This window comes from Parazoarcus communis, from assembly GCF_003111645.1.
In the GTDB taxonomy this organism is placed as follows: domain Bacteria; phylum Pseudomonadota; class Gammaproteobacteria; order Burkholderiales; family Rhodocyclaceae; genus Parazoarcus; species Parazoarcus communis_A.
Genome location: NZ_CP022187.1, coordinates 1,590,736 through 1,605,702, shown reverse-complemented (window position 1 = coordinate 1,605,702; position 14,967 = coordinate 1,590,736). Strand labels below are relative to the sequence as shown.

General features: G+C 65.0%; 16 protein-coding genes. 5 read left to right on the top strand and 11 right to left on the bottom strand.

Going from position 1 to position 14,967, the window contains the following annotated elements:
* Window positions 1-3: 3 nt before the first annotated feature.
* The 7 genes from CEW83_RS07315 to CEW83_RS07285 all read right to left on the bottom strand — a co-directional run bounded on the left by CEW83_RS07315 (window position 4) and on the right by CEW83_RS07285 (window position 5,031).
* Entirely contained in the window at window positions 4-270 is a 267-nt protein-coding gene (locus tag CEW83_RS07315; protein WP_108948760.1) for an ATP F0F1 synthase subunit C, read from the bottom strand.
* On the bottom strand, window positions 267-956 hold the full coding sequence (locus CEW83_RS07310) for a F0F1 ATP synthase subunit A (RefSeq protein ID WP_108948759.1): 690 nt from the start codon (window positions 954-956) through the stop codon (window positions 267-269). The genes CEW83_RS07315 and CEW83_RS07310 overlap by 4 nt, the downstream gene beginning before the upstream one ends.
* Before the next feature lie 36 nt (window positions 957-992).
* Entirely contained in the window at window positions 993-1,340 is a 348-nt protein-coding gene (locus CEW83_RS07305; RefSeq protein ID WP_199915231.1) for an AtpZ/AtpI family protein, read from the bottom strand.
* Window positions 1,337-1,735: a F0F1 ATP synthase subunit epsilon gene (locus CEW83_RS07300; protein ID WP_108948758.1), complete on the bottom strand. Its 399-nt coding sequence runs from the start codon at window positions 1,733-1,735 to the stop codon at window positions 1,337-1,339. The genes CEW83_RS07305 and CEW83_RS07300 overlap by 4 nt, the downstream gene beginning before the upstream one ends.
* Window positions 1,732-3,117, bottom strand: coding sequence for a F0F1 ATP synthase subunit beta (gene atpD / locus CEW83_RS07295; RefSeq protein ID WP_199915230.1), 1,386 nt, complete (start codon window positions 3,115-3,117; stop codon window positions 1,732-1,734). Before atpD ends, CEW83_RS07300 begins: the two co-directional genes overlap by 4 nt.
* A gap of 195 nt (window positions 3,118-3,312) precedes the next feature.
* Complete coding sequence (gene nudC / locus CEW83_RS07290) at window positions 3,313-4,101, bottom strand: NAD(+) diphosphatase (protein ID WP_108948757.1); 789 nt, start codon at window positions 4,099-4,101, stop codon at window positions 3,313-3,315.
* Window positions 4,102-4,200: 99 nt separating this feature from the next.
* On the bottom strand, window positions 4,201-5,031 hold the full coding sequence (locus CEW83_RS07285; protein ID WP_234419017.1) for an AraC family transcriptional regulator: 831 nt from the start codon (window positions 5,029-5,031) through the stop codon (window positions 4,201-4,203).
* Between the two features lie 188 nt (window positions 5,032-5,219).
* Between CEW83_RS07285 and CEW83_RS07280 the strand changes: the two genes are divergently transcribed.
* Window positions 5,220-5,768, top strand: a complete 549-nt coding sequence (locus CEW83_RS07280; protein WP_108948755.1) for a peroxiredoxin-like family protein — start codon at window positions 5,220-5,222, stop codon at window positions 5,766-5,768.
* A gap of 93 nt (window positions 5,769-5,861) precedes the next feature.
* Here the strand turns inward: CEW83_RS07280 and CEW83_RS07275 are convergent, their stop codons facing one another.
* Window positions 5,862-7,190, bottom strand: a complete 1,329-nt coding sequence (locus CEW83_RS07275; RefSeq protein ID WP_108948754.1) for a ferric reductase-like transmembrane domain-containing protein — start codon at window positions 7,188-7,190, stop codon at window positions 5,862-5,864.
* Window positions 7,191-7,389: 199 nt separating this feature from the next.
* Between CEW83_RS07275 and CEW83_RS07270 the strand changes: the two genes are divergently transcribed.
* A complete protein-coding gene (locus CEW83_RS07270) occupies window positions 7,390-8,412 on the top strand; it encodes a nucleoid-associated protein (RefSeq protein WP_108948753.1) in 1,023 nt (340 codons plus the stop codon).
* 120 nt (window positions 8,413-8,532) lie between these two features.
* On the opposite strand, the gene CEW83_RS21575 is transcribed toward CEW83_RS07270, so the two are convergent.
* From CEW83_RS21575 to CEW83_RS07260, 3 genes are all read right to left on the bottom strand, one after another.
* Complete coding sequence (locus CEW83_RS21575) at window positions 8,533-8,661, bottom strand: hypothetical protein (RefSeq protein WP_267896505.1); 129 nt, start codon at window positions 8,659-8,661, stop codon at window positions 8,533-8,535.
* Between the two features lie 113 nt (window positions 8,662-8,774).
* Window positions 8,775-9,506, bottom strand: a complete 732-nt coding sequence (locus CEW83_RS07265) for a S1 family peptidase (protein ID WP_108948752.1) — start codon at window positions 9,504-9,506, stop codon at window positions 8,775-8,777.
* Window positions 9,507-9,687: 181 nt separating this feature from the next.
* A complete protein-coding gene (locus tag CEW83_RS07260) occupies window positions 9,688-10,416 on the bottom strand; it encodes a YXWGXW repeat-containing protein (RefSeq protein ID WP_108948751.1) in 729 nt (242 codons plus the stop codon).
* Between the two features lie 278 nt (window positions 10,417-10,694).
* Between CEW83_RS07260 and CEW83_RS07255 the strand changes: the two genes are divergently transcribed.
* The 3 genes from CEW83_RS07255 to CEW83_RS07245 all read left to right on the top strand — a co-directional run bounded on the left by CEW83_RS07255 (window position 10,695) and on the right by CEW83_RS07245 (window position 14,967).
* Window positions 10,695-12,170 (top strand): aminoacyl-histidine dipeptidase, encoded by a 1,476-nt coding sequence (locus CEW83_RS07255; RefSeq protein WP_108948750.1) that lies wholly within the window; start codon window positions 10,695-10,697, stop codon window positions 12,168-12,170.
* A 338-nt stretch (window positions 12,171-12,508) separates the two neighbouring features.
* Window positions 12,509-13,087 carry a DUF2760 domain-containing protein gene (locus CEW83_RS07250; protein WP_108948749.1) on the top strand — a complete coding sequence of 193 codons (579 nt, stop codon included), beginning with the start codon at window positions 12,509-12,511 and terminating at the stop codon, window positions 13,085-13,087.
* Window positions 13,084-14,967: an Hsp70 family protein gene (locus CEW83_RS07245; protein ID WP_108948748.1), complete on the top strand. Its 1,884-nt coding sequence runs from the start codon at window positions 13,084-13,086 to the stop codon at window positions 14,965-14,967. The genes CEW83_RS07250 and CEW83_RS07245 overlap by 4 nt, the downstream gene beginning before the upstream one ends.

Here is a 14,967-nt window from a genome sequence, read left to right as displayed (position 1 = left end):
TCCTTACTTGAGCAGGTATTCGAGCAACGGGTTGCGAAACAGCACGATGAGCACCACCACCAGCACATAGATGGCCAGCGATTCGATCATTGCCAGACCGATGAAGAGCAGGCGCGAGATGGACTTCTCGGCTTCGGGTTGGCGGGCAATTGCGTCGAGTGCCTGGCTGATGGCGCGGCCCATGGCCAGCGCCGGAAAGAACACGCCGAGCGCGATTGCAAACAGTGCGCCAACCGTAGACAGCGTGGTGAAATAGGTCATGTCGTTCATGAAGAGACTCCTGCCTTGATACGGGATGATCGGGTTTGCTGAGACTGGATGCCGCCCGAGATGTACACCAGCGCCAGCATGCCGAAGATGTAGGCCTGCACCAGCGCCTCGACGATGTGCAGGGCGAGCACCGGCACCGGCACCAGGAAACCGGCGACCAGCAGCACAAGGATCGCGGCGGTCTCCAGGCTCATGACGTTGCCGAACAGGCGCACGGCCAGCGCCACGGTGCGCGAGATCTCGCTGATGATGTGGAAGGGCAGCATGATCGGGCTGGGCTGAACATAGTGCGCGAGATAGGCGCGAAGCCCTTCGCTACGGATGCCGAACCAATGCACCGACAGGAACACCAGTATCGCCAGGGCTGCCGTGGTGGAGAGATCCCCCGTCGGCGAACTTGCGCCGGGCAGCACGCCCACCAGGTTGGCAAGGGCAATGAAGATCCACAGCGTGCCGATGAAGGGCAGCAGACGCACGCCGTAGTCGGGCAGGGTGTCGTCGATTGCGTCGTGGATGGTGCCGACGATTCCCTCGAGCAGGGTCTGGAAGGGGCCGGGGTCGAGCTTCAGGCGCCGGGTCGCAAGCGCGCACAGCACTGTGAGGCCGAGCATCACCGCCCAGGTCGTGGCCACCGGGCGGGTGATCGCCAGGGGGCCGATGGTGAAGATGATCGATTCGGTATCCATGATCGGCTCAGTTGGTCGGTGCCGGAAATCGGGCGTTCATGGGTGCTCCTCCAGATAGCGATAGACGTTGATGCCGCCGATGACCACGCCGAGCAGGATCAGGCTCACCGTCCAGCGCACCGAATAGCCTTCGGCAAGGCCGTCGAGCCAGCGCCCAAGATAGGCGCCGCCGACCACCGGCAGCACGAACAGGCCGGCGATGGTGCCCATGAACACGGTATAGCCGAGCACGCTGCGACGCTCGCGCTCGCCCTTCTCGATGCGGGCGACGTCCTTGTCCACCGCGTCGTTGAGCGCTTCGCGACGGGACGCTGCAGGTGTGTTCCCGTCTGGGTGTCCGGATGTGTCAGCAGGCGTGTCCCTGCGCTCTGCGGGGCGCATCATCTTCGCTCCAGATCCCACAGCCGTTGTGCAAGTGCGGTTTCCAGCTGGTCGAGGTTGTGTCTCAGGTCGGCGTGCTGCCGGGTCTCACGTTCGAGCGCTGCATCCAGTTCGGCACGGACCCTGCTCAGCTCCTCACCCACGACGAAGCTGTGGGCGGCGATGGCGAGGACGTTGTCGGCAAAGCGCAGGGTGCCACCCGGCAGTGCAAGGTAGCGCCAGCGGGCCGCCCCGGCTTCGCGGAAGCGGGCGAGGCCGGGGGCCAGTATCGTGGCCATGGGGACATGGTCCGACATGAGCCCGAACTGCCCCGAGGCATCGCTGCCGACGAAGCTGGCGACTGCATCGAAGCGGGTCTGCAAGGTCGCGCTGGCGATGTGCAGGCTGAAGGTACTCATCTTCCTGTCCCCTGCATGCTGCCGCGCATGTAGCAGTCGGCCTCGGGCACCGAATCGTGATCGCCGCGCAGAAAGGCTTCGCAGTCGTCCAGGGTGTCGCCGAGCGGCACCGATACCCCGGGAATGCCGGTGTGCGGGCTGACGACGTGGAAGGGCTGGGTCAGGTAGCGTTGCAGCCGCCGCGCGCGCCCGACGATGCGGCGATCGGTCTCGGACAGCGATTCCACGCCAAGCATGGCAATGATGTCTTCCAGTTCGCGATAGCGGGCGAGGTGTTCGCGCACGTTCTCGGCCACGTGGTAATGACGTTCGCCGAGGAAGTGGCGATCCATCATCTTGCTGTTCGACAGCAGTGGGTCGACCGCAGGGTAGATGCCTTTTGCGGCCTGGTTGCGCGACAGCACCACCATGGTGTCGAGGTGGCTGTAGATGGCGTTCACGGCAGGATCGGTCATGTCGTCGGCGGGGACATACACGGCCTGCACCGAGGTGATGTTGCCGGCTGCGCTCGAGGAGATGCGTTCTTCGAGTTCGGCGACCTCGGACAGCAGCGTGGGCTGGTAGCCGACGGTTGCCGGCATGCGCCCGAGCAGGCCGGAGATCTCGCTGCCGGCCTGGACGAAGCGGAACACGTTGTCGATCAGCAGCAGCACGTCCTTGCCCACCGTGTCGCGCAGGTATTCGGCGTAGGTCAGGCCGGTGAGGCCGACGCGAAAGCGCACGCCGGGCGATTCGTCCATCTGTCCGAACACCATGATCGTGCGCGGCATGACGCCGGCCTCGCGCATGTCGTGCCACAGTTCATGGCCTTCGCGGATGCGCTCGCCGATGCCCGCAAACACCGATACGCCTTCATGCAGCTGAATCACGGCGTTCATGAATTCGGTGATGAGCACGGTCTTGCCCACGCCTGCACCGCCAAACAGGCCGGTCTTGCCGCCACGCACGAAGGGGCAGAGCAGATCGATGACCTTGATGCCGGTCTCCAGCACGCTCTCGGCGGCGCGCGCGTCGGCGAGGGGGCCGGGCGGGGCGACCAGGGGGCGGTACGCTGCGGTGTCGATGGGGGCTTCGCCATCGAGGGGATTGCCGAAGACGTCGAGCAGGCGTCCGAGGCAGGCCGACGCGACCGGGATCTGCAACGGGCCGCCGGTATCCATGACCGGCATGCCGCGCGCCAGACCCGCCGTGCGGTGCAGCGCGATGGCCCGGACATGGCCCTCCCCGAGTTCGCGGAACACTTCGAGGATGCAGCGCTCGCCATTGGGCTGGGCGTAAAGCGCCCGGTGCAGGGGCGGCGGCATGTCGCACACGATATCGACCACCGGGCCTTTGACCGCCTCGATGGTGCCGATTTTGCGAACGGGTGGTGCGGGAGTCATGGAACTGCCGAATGCTGTCGCCATTGGCATCATGCTACGCCGCTTCATGCCCGGATTAAATGGCGTGAAAGGCTTTCGGCAAACGAAATGTCCGATGTCGCGATCAGTCGCGGTGATGCCAGCTCACCACAGGACATGGGGGGCCGCGCTCAGCCCGCAATGGATGAAGGCGCCGTCGCCGGGCCTGCTGTCATGTCATGCGTGATCGCGTCCGCTGCCCTGTATGCACGCCGCATCGATCAGTTGCCGTGCGATGCTCAAGGGCGCGGGCAACAAGGGGAGTGCGCTGGGCAGGAACCAGTCTGCGGCCTCGATCTCGGACGGTTCCGGTGTGATCTCGCCGCCCGCGTAGTCGGCGAAGAAAGCGAGCATCAGCGAATTGGGGAAGGGCCAGGACTGGCTGTGAAAGTAGCGCAGATTGGTGATCTCGATCCCCACCTCTTCGCGTACCTCGCGCGCGGCACACTGCTCCAGGGTTTCGCCAGCCTCGACAAAGCCGGCCAGCGCGCTGAAGACACCCGGTGCGAAGTGCGGGCTGCGTGCCAGCAGGAGTTCTTCACCGCGGCGTATCAGCACCATGACCGCAGGGGAAATGCGCGGGTAGGCCACCAGCCCGCAGGCACTGCAGGTCATGACCCGTTCGCCCGCCGCCATATGCGTCGGCGTGCCGCAGCGCCCGCAGAAGCGGTGGTTGCGCTGCCAGTCCAGGAGCTGGGTTGCGCGCCCGGCAAGCGCAAATGCTTCGGCACCGGCCAGCCCGAAGAGGGCGCGCACGGGAGTCAGTTCGGCGTTGAGGCCGGCTGGCAGCGTGTCGATATCGGCCGCATAGCATGGCGCGCCCTGCCATTCACCGATCAGCAAGGCGTCGGTGGGGTTGTCTAGCTCGTGTGGCAGGCCGAACGGAAACGCGGTCACGCCGGTCGGATCGTCGATGGTCAGCAGGCGGTTTTCGTGGCGAAGCAGCCAGTAGCACGAGGTGCTCATGACACTGCCTGTGTTCGCATGGCCGGACCGATGTTCTGCTTGCCGGGTCTGTCGTTCTTCAACTTGCGTATTCCTTGTCGTCGAGGCGCGACCGTCAGTCTAAGTTTCTGCGGCGAGCGCGTCACTGCCGCGTGCGTTCGAGCGCGACAGCGCGCGCGATAACGCCGCGGTGCTGGCATAACCGCTGTCGCGCGCGGCCTGTTTGAGACCGGCGCCGCTGCGTACGGCCTGGCTCGCAATCGACAGCCTGACTTGTGCCAGGTACTTGCCGGGCGGCTGGTGCATCAGTTCGCGAAAGCGCGTGGCGAACGAGGTGCGCGACATGCCGGCTTCCTCGGCCAGCATCTCCAGTGTCCATTGCGTCTGCGGCGCAGCATGGATCGCGACCAGGGCACGGGCGATACGGGTGTCGGCAAGGCCATTGAACAGTCCGCTCGTTGTCTGAGGCTGGGCAACGAGGTGACGCAGCAGGCCGATGAAAAGAATGTCGCCCGCACGGTCGAGCAGTGCTGGCTGTCCGCAACGCGGGTTGCTCAGTTCGGACGCGATCAGGCGCACGACGTAGCCCAGCGAGGCATCGGATTCGTCGAGCTCGAGAACCAGCGGTTTGGAGAACTCGTTGAGCAGCAGGGCGGCGGCAGGCCCCTCCAGCGCGGCCTCGGCGCACATCAGCGCATCGGGTTCCGACACCGTGATCGAGTGCGCGATGTCGGCGCGGCAGACGACGATCGCGGGCGCGTTTGCACGGGCATCCGGATCTGCCTGAGTCTGCAGGCGGATATCACCTTGCGCGATCAGGTGCAGGTGCAAACGGGATGCCTGAGTGGCATCGAAGCTGAGCGTCGATAAGCCACTGCGCGGACGCATGACGCCGACGCGCGGTGCGAGACCGTCAATCAGGGCGGAGAGTCTGTCGAGGCGATCAGGCATGTCGATAATGACCACTGTGATTGTACGAACTGCAATCAAATTCGTATTTTGTGTTGCATTAAGTACATCATAATGCATCCGTCGGATCAAGCACGACGTCCGTTTCAACAACACGGCCTCGTGTCCGGGTCCTTTTTCCGGTGCTGCTGTACGGTGGCGCCTCAAACCGATTTCATGGATGAGAAACAATGACCGTAAATGCCCTGATTCCCCGCCAGCCCGTCCCCGCACTCAAGGTTCCGCTGACCGACGGCGGTCGTTTCGTCCTGGGCGCTGCGCCCGGCGAACGCTTCGATCTGGTCGTTTTCTATCGTGGCCTGCATTGCCCGATCTGTGCCAAGTACCTGATCGAACTCGAGCGCCTGGCACCGCAGTTTGCTGAGCGCGGCGTACAGATCATTGCCGTCAGCAGTGACGTCGAGGAGCGCGCCAAGCTGATGGCCGAGAAGGTCAGCGCCAGCGGCATCAAGTTCGGCTATGGCCTGAACCTTCACAGTGCGCGCCAGTGGGGCCTGTATATCAGCACCTCGCGTGGCAAGACCTCGATCGGCATCGAGGAGCCGGGGCTCTTCAGCGAGCCGGGTGTGTTCCTCGTTCGTCCCGACGGCACGCTGTACTACGGTGCAGTGCAGACCATGCCGTTTGCCCGTCCCCAGTTCCAGGATCTGCTGGGCGCCATCGACTTCGCGATCAAGGCGGACTACCCGGCGCGCGGCGAGTACACCGGCGCGCTCTGATCGCTGCGACGGTTTCCGTCAATCAGAAACAAGTCGGGGCCGGGTGTCGCATTGCGACACCCGGCCCCTTGCGCGTGGACAGCGTCCGGCAGCTCAACGCATGTCGAACAGCTCCTGGTGGAAGTCGTCTGCGCTCAGACCGCTCGAGGCGAAATCCCTGCGCAGCGCACTGCCGAAGCCTGCCGGGCCGCAGAACCAGACGTCGCTGCGTTTCCAGTCGGGCACCTGCTGACGGATCCGTTCGGCATTGAGGCGCCCATCCTTGTCCGCTACCAGCACATGCAGGCGGATCCTGGCGGCATCCGCAATCTGGCGGATGCGCTCGATAAAGCCCTTGTCGGGTGCGCTGGTGCTGTAGAAGAGATCGATCGCCGGTGCGTCCGGTTTACCGATCAGGCTCTGCATGCGGGCAATGAAGGGGGTGATGCCAATGCCCCCGGCAACCCAGATCTGGCCGGGCTTGTCGCTCTCGAACTCGAAGCGGCCGTAGGGGCCCTCGACGTTCACCGAATCGCCCACTTTAAGGCTGTCAGGCAGCTGGCGGGTGTAGTCGCCGATGCCCTTGATCAGGAAGAACAGCTTGCCGTCGCCTTGCCATGCAGAAGAGATGGTGAAGGGGTGCGGGCCTTCGGCGGGGTCGAAGGTGACGAAGGCGAACTGGCCTGCCTTGTGCCCGGCCCAGCGGCCGTCGAGCTTGACGGCAACCTTCAGCACCCGGTTCTCTGCGTGGTATTCGAGCGCTTCGATCGTGCCGTGCGCCTTGCGCCGGCTGCCAACCTTCCGGGTCAGCGAGATCACCGCCCCGACACTGCCCGCGGCCATCAGCACGGCCATCAGGGGTCCAATGATTTCACCCCAGTAAGTGAACTTCATCAGCACCACGGCGTGCGCGACCAGGGCCAGATAGGCGATGGCGAGAATGCGGTGGGTCTTGAAGAAATAGCGGTAGGGAAACCACTTCACGAGCGCAAGCACCATCAGCACAACCGCACCGTAGAAGGCCCATTCGCCGACCGACTCGGCAAGGTGGCGCTGACTGTCGAGGAAGGCGAACACTGCATTTGTCTGCTCGACGCGCGGGCCGCGCTGCGGGCGTTCCATCCAGCCCCAGCCGATCATCCATTTGGGCCCGTTGGCCAGCAGCCAGTGCAGCACCGAGGCCACCAGTCCGGTGATGCCCAGCCATTTGTGCAGGCGGTAGCCCTTGTCGAGTCCGCCGAGCACGGGTTCGAGCGCGGCCGGTCGCATGGCGAGGATCATGCCGATGCTCATGACGCCGATCCCGATGATGCCGCTGTAATTGATCAGCGATGCGCGGTAAGCGAAGAAATCGTATGGAATCGAGAGGATGTTGTCGGCCAGCAGCCAAAGCGCAGTCAGCCCCGCGATCAGGAGCAGGTAAGCCAGTTTGATGTTTTTCATGATGAGACTCTTTTCTGAGCGTGGTGAATGCCGGTCCAGAACGCGATTCCGTCTCGGGCGGAGTCGGTCATCCGGCACAAAACATTCTAGCCATCATGGTTAAGCGACTTTGTACCGAAGCGTACATGTCCGGGATGCTGTGAGCGGTGGGCGCAGGCATGAGAGAATTCGCCCCCCCGAATGCCCCCGAGTCCGTCGCATGAGCCCGAATCAGCCCAGCCAGATCCAGCACACCATTACCGATCTTGTCGTTCATCGTCTGATCAAGGAGGCGCAGGCCCCGGCCGCGATCGAGTTGCGCGCAGCGGGCTGTCCGCTCGACGATGCCGCGGTGCGACTCGTCGAACGCCTGTGTACCCACTACGCCGATCGTTCGAGCAAGGGCTTCGGCCGCTTCGAGGAGGACGAGGAGAGCTTTCCGATGCCACGGCTGTTGCGCGAGCATGTGGTCGAGCGCAGCACCGACTTCATCACGCTGTCCCGGCACATGATGGAGCAGTTGCAGATCTGCGCGCACGATGAGGAGCTCGATGCCAGCGCGTTCGTGGTGGTCGCACGCATCACCGAGGGCGGCACCGACTGCCTGTGGGTGGCGCTGGTGGGCGAGAGCATTGGCTCTGCAATCAGCGGCGCGCTCGACATCGTCGATTGCAGTTACCTCGATTTTTCCAGCCTGCGGGCGGCCGGCCGCATCGACCTCGCGGGGTGGCAGCGTGGCGACGAGCGTTACATCAGCTTTCTGAAGGGGCGCGGCGATGTCGCTGCCTGGTTCAAGCGCTTTCTCGGCTGCAGCGATATCGTGATTGCGCTCAAGGAAACCAAGAAGCTGGTGCTCGCGCTCAACCAGTTTGTGGAGACCGAGCGGCTGGAGGCGCCGGCGCGGGATGCGCTGCTGGAGCGTGCCCACGGTTATCTGGATGAACTTGGGGAGACGGGCGAGCCGGTCGCGCTGGATGAGATCGCGCGTCAGGTGTGGCCGGAGCAGCCGGAGCGCCTGGATACGGCGCTCAATTCCGAAGCCATCAAGCTGAGCAGCGGTTTTGTGCCCGACCGCCGTGCCATTCGCCCGCTGGTGCGCTTTCGCGCCAGTGGCGAACAATGGAAGCTGGAATTTGATCGCAGCGGATTGCGTTCGGGCGCGATCCAGTATGACCGCGCCTCGGATACGCTGGTGCTGTCCGGCCTGCCGGACTATCTGAAGAAGATGCTGCTGGAAGAGTAATCAGCCTGCGCATGCGGTGCACGAACCGAACACCTGGAAGCCGGGCGTGTTCAGTGGCTGCATGCTGGCCTCGACCGGGTGCCCGCCTCGCGAACGGCAGGCCGGTGAGTCAGCGCTGCCTCAGCGCCCGGGGACGAGCGGTTTTACGTCGGACTCGTGTTTCTTGGCCTGCTTGGCCGCCTTTTTTTCCTTCGGGCTCAACGCGGGTTGTTTTCGCGCTTCCTTGTTGCTGTGTTGTGACTTGCCCATGATGCTTCTCCTGGTGGGCACCTGCTGTTGCAGGTGCTCATCCAGTATAGGCCGTGCAGGGCGGGGAAACCGTCTTCAGGAAAATATGCTGGTGCGGACCGTGCCCGCGTGGCCTAGTTCTCGGTGAGTGTCAGCAGGATGTCGGCATACCATGCGCAGTTCAGACCCAGAGCCTCGTCCACCTGCTGGTCGCGGGAGCCGACGTCCAGGCGCGCCGAATGAATGCCGAGCAGCATCCACGGTAGTTCGGTGTGTTCGTCGTCGGGGTGCTCAATGCGCATGACGACCGGGGCGCCGCTGGTGCCGCGATGAGTGCGCGCATCGGTGAGAAAGTAGCCGTTGCCCTGAAAGCGCAAACCGAAAGAGGACGCGATGATTGCATGGCGGACGACGGGCATGTGGCTGAGAGTGTCGTGAAAGCCCAGCGGAAAGCCGACCACCAGCAGCGAGGTTCCGACTTCGACCTGGTCGAAGTGCCCTAGCAGGTGCTCAGGGGTGAAGGCGTAATAGAGGGCTTGTTCCGGCAGCGCCTTGCGGTCGATTTCGATCACGGCAACATCGATATCGCCCGCATTGTCGAGCCCCTCGCGCCAGAGGCCCTTGCCATCGCAGTAAAGCGGTATCGAGAATCCGGTCGATTCGGCGAGGTTGTCGGCATCCATGTGCAGTTCGATCTCGATCCGGTTCGGCTGGTGCATGTTGGCCAAGTCGCACACGACATGCCTGCTGGTGACCACGAACAGACGGTCGTTGCGCTCGAAGAAGAAGCCGCTCGCGTTGGTCAGCAGTTGCTGATCGAAGAAAGTGACAATTCGCGCAGAGGTCAGGAGCAGGGGTTCGATCATGTTCGGGTCGACGTAATGAGGGCGCAGCGGCGAAACCGGATGTGCATGTAAAGCCCTGAGGCGGGCCCCAGTGCTGCCGCGCCGGCCATTGTGCGCTTCCGGCATGCCGGCGTCACCTGCCGGGAGACCCCGGCGTCAGCGTCCTCGTTCCCGCAGTGCGCGCCGGTGGACTGTCGGGGGGCTAGTTCCGACGCTCGCCGTCACCGTGCTCCTCATCTCTCGACCGCCCGTTGCGCGACTCGCTCCGGTCGCGACTGCGCTCGGTTGTCTGGGCTTCGTCGCGGCTGCGTTCCTGCCGGTTACGCGTTTCGGGTTCGGTCTGGCGGGCTTCCCGTCGCTCGCTGCGCTGCTGGTTTGGTTCCTGGCCCCGTTCCCGCGTGTTCTGCTCACGTCCGCGGTCGCGGTCGCGATCACGGTCATGGTCATGGTCGCGCGAGCTCCGGTCCTGTTCCTGAACTGCCGCGCGCTCGCGCCGCGAGTCCCCGCGATGATCGTGCGCGGCGCGATCCCGCAGAGCGCGTTCGCGTTGCGCCTGCTCGGCGGCGCGGGCGCGTTGAGCACGCTCGCGCTCTATCGCCAGCGCCTGACGCTGCTGTTGCACCCGCATGCGTTCGATCTCAAGCATGCGCTCCCGGCGCTGGAGCTCGTAGGCATGACGGGAAGGAGGCGCCCAGCGTCCCGGAACCCACTCGTGACGATGTCCGCTCCAGATCCAGTTGCCTTCTATCCAGATGTAGCCGATCGATGGCGGATAACCGCGGTATTCGACACGAGGCGGCGGTGTGATGTAGATCGCGTCGCCACGATCGTAATAGGGCTCTGCAGGTGCGACCACACAGGCGCTCACCGACAGCGCGAGAATCAGCGGAAGCGTCCAGCGAGCGGTCTGTTTCGGAATGCGGATGTTCATGTCTGGCTGCTCCCGGTAAGGCTGAAAATACTCCGCGTCGAGTCCCGCAGCGTCAGACCGACATTAGGCCATCCTTTGCATCCGGGCTGTTACGCAAGGTAATTTCTTGTAAAGGCTTATGTCTTACGGGGTAAGTGACCGGTGCGCCGGAGGCCGCGGACCCGTCCCCCATGAGGGATGCGACCTCGCACTGCAAACACGCTATCCTTTTCGCGAGAAGGATGTGCGCGCGGGCGACGCAGTGTCGTCCGCTGTTTCGACTGAAGAGGATGTGCAGGATGGATTTGTCCGGTCTTGAGCCTGCTGCCGTATGGCGGCATTTTTCCACGCTGTGCCGCATTCCGCGGCCCTCCCGGCATGAACGGGCGATACGGGATGAGCTTGCGGCCTGGGCGCAGGTGCGCGGGCTGGGCGCAAAGGTCGATGAGACCGGCAACCTGATCCTGTCCAAGCCCGCAACGCCGGGCTATGAGAACCGCCCTGGCGTGGTGCTGCAGGGCCATCTCGACATGGTGTGCCAGAAGAATGCCGGCAGCAGTCATGACTTCATGCACGATTCCATCAGGGCGGAACTGCGTGATGGCTGGCTGGTGGCCGACGACACCACGCTTGGGGCGGATAACGGCATCGGGGTCGCGCTCGCGCTGGCCGCGCTGGAATCGGACGATGTTGCGCATCCTGCACTGGAAGTCCTGCTGACGCTCGACGAGGAATCGGGCATGAGCGGCGCCCACGGGCTGAAGCCGGATGCCGTGTGCGGGCGCTTGCTGATCAACATCGATACCGAGGACTGGGGCGAGTTCTATCTTGGCTGTGCGGGTGGCGCGGACGTGGTGGTCGACGCGGCGCTGGAGGCCGCGCCCGTGCCCGCGGGACATCAGGCGCTGCGTATCGTGGTGGATGGCCTGCGCGGCGGGCACTCGGGCGTGGATATCCATCTGCAGCGCGGCAATGCGATCAAGCTGCTGCTGCGGGTGCTGCAGATGCTGGCTGCAGCCGGGGTGGACTACCGGGTGGCGACGCTGGAGGGCGGTACTGCGCGCAATGCACTTGCGCGAGAAGCACAGGCCTTGATCGTGCTGGCGGACGGCGGTGCCGAGGCACTGCAGGCTGCGCTGGCGCGTGCCCGCGACGAGATTGCCGAAGAACTGGGCGGGGTGGATGACGGGTTTCGTCTGCGCCTGCTGCCGGAACCGGGTGTGCCGTCACGGGTGCTCAGCGACGAGGCCGGCCGGCGTGTGCTTGCCGCGCTGCACGTGGTGGCGCACGGCGTCAGGCGCATGAGTCAGCGGGTGCCCGGCGTGGTTGAGACCTCGAGCAATCTCGGCGTGTTGCGGGTGGACGCAGAACACATCCATGCCACGCTGATGGTGCGCTCCCTGCTCGACGCCGGTACCCGCGAACTGGCGTCCGAGATCGTCAGTCTGTTTTCCCTTGCGGGAATGTCCGCTGCGGTGCGCGAGCCCTATCCCGGCTGGGCGCCCAACCCGGACTCCGGCCTGCTCACCTTGTTTCAGACGGTATATCGACGCGAGTTCGGTGGTGACGCCGCGGTAAAGGTGATCCACGCCGGTCTGGAGTGCGGCATCCTGACCGCGATCTGGCCGGACATGGACATGATCTCCTTCGGTCCCAACATTCGCGGGGCGCATGCGCCGGGCGAGCGGGTCGAGGTGGCCAGCGTGGCGCAGGCCTGGCGCCTGCTGGTGGCCGTGCTGGCGTCGATTCCGCCGCACCCTCCGTCCCAGGCGTGACCGGCCTGGACTGAGCCTGCGATCCGGTCTTGTGCGCGGCTGAAGGCGAGGTCGCAGCCAGGAACATCCGCTCGATGTTCGAGGTTCGATGCAAAGCGCGTATTCAGGTCATGTGCGCCGGGCGACCTGCGCGGGCTGCGGAATGTGCGGCCTGACTTTGACGGCATTGTCGTCCCGCAGATCGGTCGGGCGCTGGCAGATGGTCGCGGATGGGTTATATTGCGGTGCAAAATACCGGTCGGTATCGACGCCCGCGCACCCGGCGCGAGGACGCAGCGTGCCTTCGCAACTGCGATTCGACGATCCGCCAGCTCACCCCATGATCCAGGAGCGCCCGCATGACTGACTCAAACCCCTCATTGCTCGGCCGTATTTCGCTCGCCTTCGGCACCTTTTTCGCGATCATCGGCGATGCCGAACTGGCCGCCGGCATTCGCCGCCTGCGCGCTGGCGCGCCCGAACCACAGCCCGCACCTGCAGCCGAGCCTGAACCCGCCGTTGCAGTTGTCGCGCCCGCTGTCAGCACCCTGCATCAGACGTCGCCGGAATCGGCGCTGCAACTGCTCGGCCTGCTGCAGCGCGAGGCGCGCCTGGTCGATTTCGTCGAGGAAGACATCACTGCCTACTCCGATGCCGACATCGGTGCGGCCGCACGTCTGGTGCATGAAGGTTGTCGCAAGACCCTGCGCGAGCACTTCAGCCTGCAGCCGGTGCGCGCGGAGAACGAAAGCGAGCGCATCACCCTGGCCGCCGGTTTCGACGCTGCGGCGATTCGATTGAGCGGCAAGGTCGTCGGCCAGCCGCCCTTCAGCGGGCAGCTGACGCATCGCGGCTGGCGTGTCAGCGATACGCGTCTGCCGAGTCTGTCCGATTGTCACGACCCCTCCATCATCGCCCCGGCGGAGGTCGAGCTATGAGCGACAACACTGAAGTGGTGAGTGGCGCCGGGGAAACCGCGCCACGCTATACGATCGGCATCGACCTTGGCACCACTCACTGCGCGCTGTCTTACGTCGACACCGCGATCAGTGACGGCGAGGCGGCCGCGCTGGAGGTTTTCTCCGTTCCGCAGCTGACGGGGCCGGGCGCAGTCGAGGCCATGCCGCTGTTGCCGTCCTTCGTCTATCTGCCGCATGCCAGCGAACTCGCGCCGGGCGATCTTGCCCTGCCATGGACCGCGGATCAGGATTTCGCCGTGGGCGCCTTTGCGCGTGCGCGTGGCGCGGGTACGCCGATCCGCATGGTGGCGAGCGCGAAGAGCTGGCTGTGCCATCCCGGCGTGGACCGGCGCGGGCCCATTCTGCCCGCCGATGCGCCCGAAGAGGTTGCGCGCATTTCGCCCTTCGATGCGTCGGTACGCTACCTGGAGCACCTGCGCGAGGCCTGGAATGCGGCGCACCCCGAGGCGCCGTTTGCCGAGCAGGACGTCACCGTCACCATTCCGGCATCCTTCGATCCGGTGGCGCGCGAGCTGACTGCCGAGGCCGCTGCCGCTGCCGGCTACACCCGTCTGACCCTGCTCGAAGAGCCGCAGGCGGCGCTTTACAGCTGGATTCAGAACAGCGGGGGCGGCTGGCGCAAGGATGTGAAGCTGGGTGACATCATCCTTGTGGTCGATATCGGCGGGGGCACGACTGACCTGTCGCTGATCGCAGTGGTCGAGCGTGACGGTAACCTGGAGCCGCACCGGGTGGCAGTGGGCGACCATATCCTGCTGGGCGGCGACAACATGGATCTGGCCCTCGCCTATGGCGTGGTGCGCAAGCTGGCCGAGCAGGGAACGCGGCTCGACGCATGGCAGACCCGGGCGCTCGCGCACGCCTGCCGCGGGGCCAAGGAAAAGCTGCTGGCCGAACCCGATGTTGACGCGGTTGCGCTTGTGGTGCCCAGCCGCGGCGCCAAGCTGATTGGCGGTTCGGTCCGCACCGAGCTGACCCGCAGCGAACTCGATGCCGTGCTGCTCAATGGCTTCTTCCCCCAGGTGTCAGTGTCCGAGCATCCTCAGGTCCGTGCGCGTGCAGCGCTCACGCAACTGGGCCTGCCCTATGCGCAGGATGCCGCCATCACCCGTCATCTGGCCGCTTTCCTGACCCGTCAGCGTGAGGCCACGGCCGCGCTCGAGGGCTTCGACAGGGCGCAGCCACATGACGCGAGCTTTCTGCATCCCACCGCGGTGCTGTTCAACGGCGGTGTGCTGAAGTCCGGCCTGCTTGCCGACCGTCTGCTGGCCACGCTCGAATCCTGGCTGACGGCCGAAGGTGCGCCGCCGGCACGGCTGCTCGGCGGCGCCGATCTCGATCTCGCGGTGGCGCGCGGTGCGGCCTACTACGGATACGTGCGCCGTGGCAGCGGTGTGCGGATTCGCGGCGGTACGGCACGGGCCTACTACGTGGCGGTCGAGTCGAGCATGCCTGCCGTACCCGGCATGGAGCCGCCGATCGAAGCCCTGTGCCTGGCGCCATTCGGCATGGAGGAGGGCACCGAGGCTGCGCTGCCGGCGCAGGAATTCGGCCTGGTGGTGGGCGAACCGGTGCGGTTCCGTTTCTTCGGTTCGTCGGTGAGACGCACGGATCAGGTTGGCACGCTGCTCGACATGTGGTCGGTCGATGAATTGCAGGAGCTCGACGAGATCGAGGCCACCCTGCCTGCCGAAGGTCGTGCTGCAGGCGAAATCGTGCGGGTGAGGCTGCATGCACGGGTCACCGAGGCCGGTACGCTGGAGCTGGAGGCCGTGCCGGTCGATGGCGATCAGCGCTGGAAGGTCGAGTTCGAGGTGCGTGCGGAGGCGTCCGCCTGA

Excerpts from the sequence above, each read along its gene's own strand:
- CEW83_RS07315 (WP_108948760.1), bottom strand. The coding sequence starts at position 270 with ATGAACGACATGACCTATTTCACCACGCTGTCTACGGTTGGCGCACTG.
- CEW83_RS07310 (WP_108948759.1), bottom strand. The coding sequence starts at position 956 with ATGGATACCGAATCGATCATCTTCACCATCGGCCCCCTGGCGATCACC.
- CEW83_RS07305 (WP_199915231.1), bottom strand. The coding sequence starts at position 1,340 with ATGATGCGCCCCGCAGAGCGCAGGGACACGCCTGCTGACACATCCGGA.
- CEW83_RS07300 (WP_108948758.1), bottom strand. The coding sequence starts at position 1,735 with ATGAGTACCTTCAGCCTGCACATCGCCAGCGCGACCTTGCAGACCCGC.
- atpD (WP_199915230.1), bottom strand. The coding sequence starts at position 3,117 with ATGACTCCCGCACCACCCGTTCGCAAAATCGGCACCATCGAGGCGGTC.
- nudC (WP_108948757.1), bottom strand. The coding sequence starts at position 4,101 with ATGAGCACCTCGTGCTACTGGCTGCTTCGCCACGAAAACCGCCTGCTG.
- CEW83_RS07285 (WP_234419017.1), bottom strand. The coding sequence starts at position 5,031 with ATGCCTGATCGCCTCGACAGACTCTCCGCCCTGATTGACGGTCTCGCA.
- CEW83_RS07280 (WP_108948755.1), top strand. The coding sequence starts at position 5,220 with ATGACCGTAAATGCCCTGATTCCCCGCCAGCCCGTCCCCGCACTCAAG.
- CEW83_RS07275 (WP_108948754.1), bottom strand. The coding sequence starts at position 7,190 with ATGAAAAACATCAAACTGGCTTACCTGCTCCTGATCGCGGGGCTGACT.
- CEW83_RS07270 (WP_108948753.1), top strand. The coding sequence starts at position 7,390 with ATGAGCCCGAATCAGCCCAGCCAGATCCAGCACACCATTACCGATCTT.
- CEW83_RS21575 (WP_267896505.1), bottom strand. The coding sequence starts at position 8,661 with ATGGGCAAGTCACAACACAGCAACAAGGAAGCGCGAAAACAACCCGCG.
- CEW83_RS07265 (WP_108948752.1), bottom strand. The coding sequence starts at position 9,506 with ATGATCGAACCCCTGCTCCTGACCTCTGCGCGAATTGTCACTTTCTTC.
- CEW83_RS07260 (WP_108948751.1), bottom strand. The coding sequence starts at position 10,416 with ATGAACATCCGCATTCCGAAACAGACCGCTCGCTGGACGCTTCCGCTG.
- CEW83_RS07255 (WP_108948750.1), top strand. The coding sequence starts at position 10,695 with ATGGATTTGTCCGGTCTTGAGCCTGCTGCCGTATGGCGGCATTTTTCC.
- CEW83_RS07250 (WP_108948749.1), top strand. The coding sequence starts at position 12,509 with ATGACTGACTCAAACCCCTCATTGCTCGGCCGTATTTCGCTCGCCTTC.
- CEW83_RS07245 (WP_108948748.1), top strand. The coding sequence starts at position 13,084 with ATGAGCGACAACACTGAAGTGGTGAGTGGCGCCGGGGAAACCGCGCCA.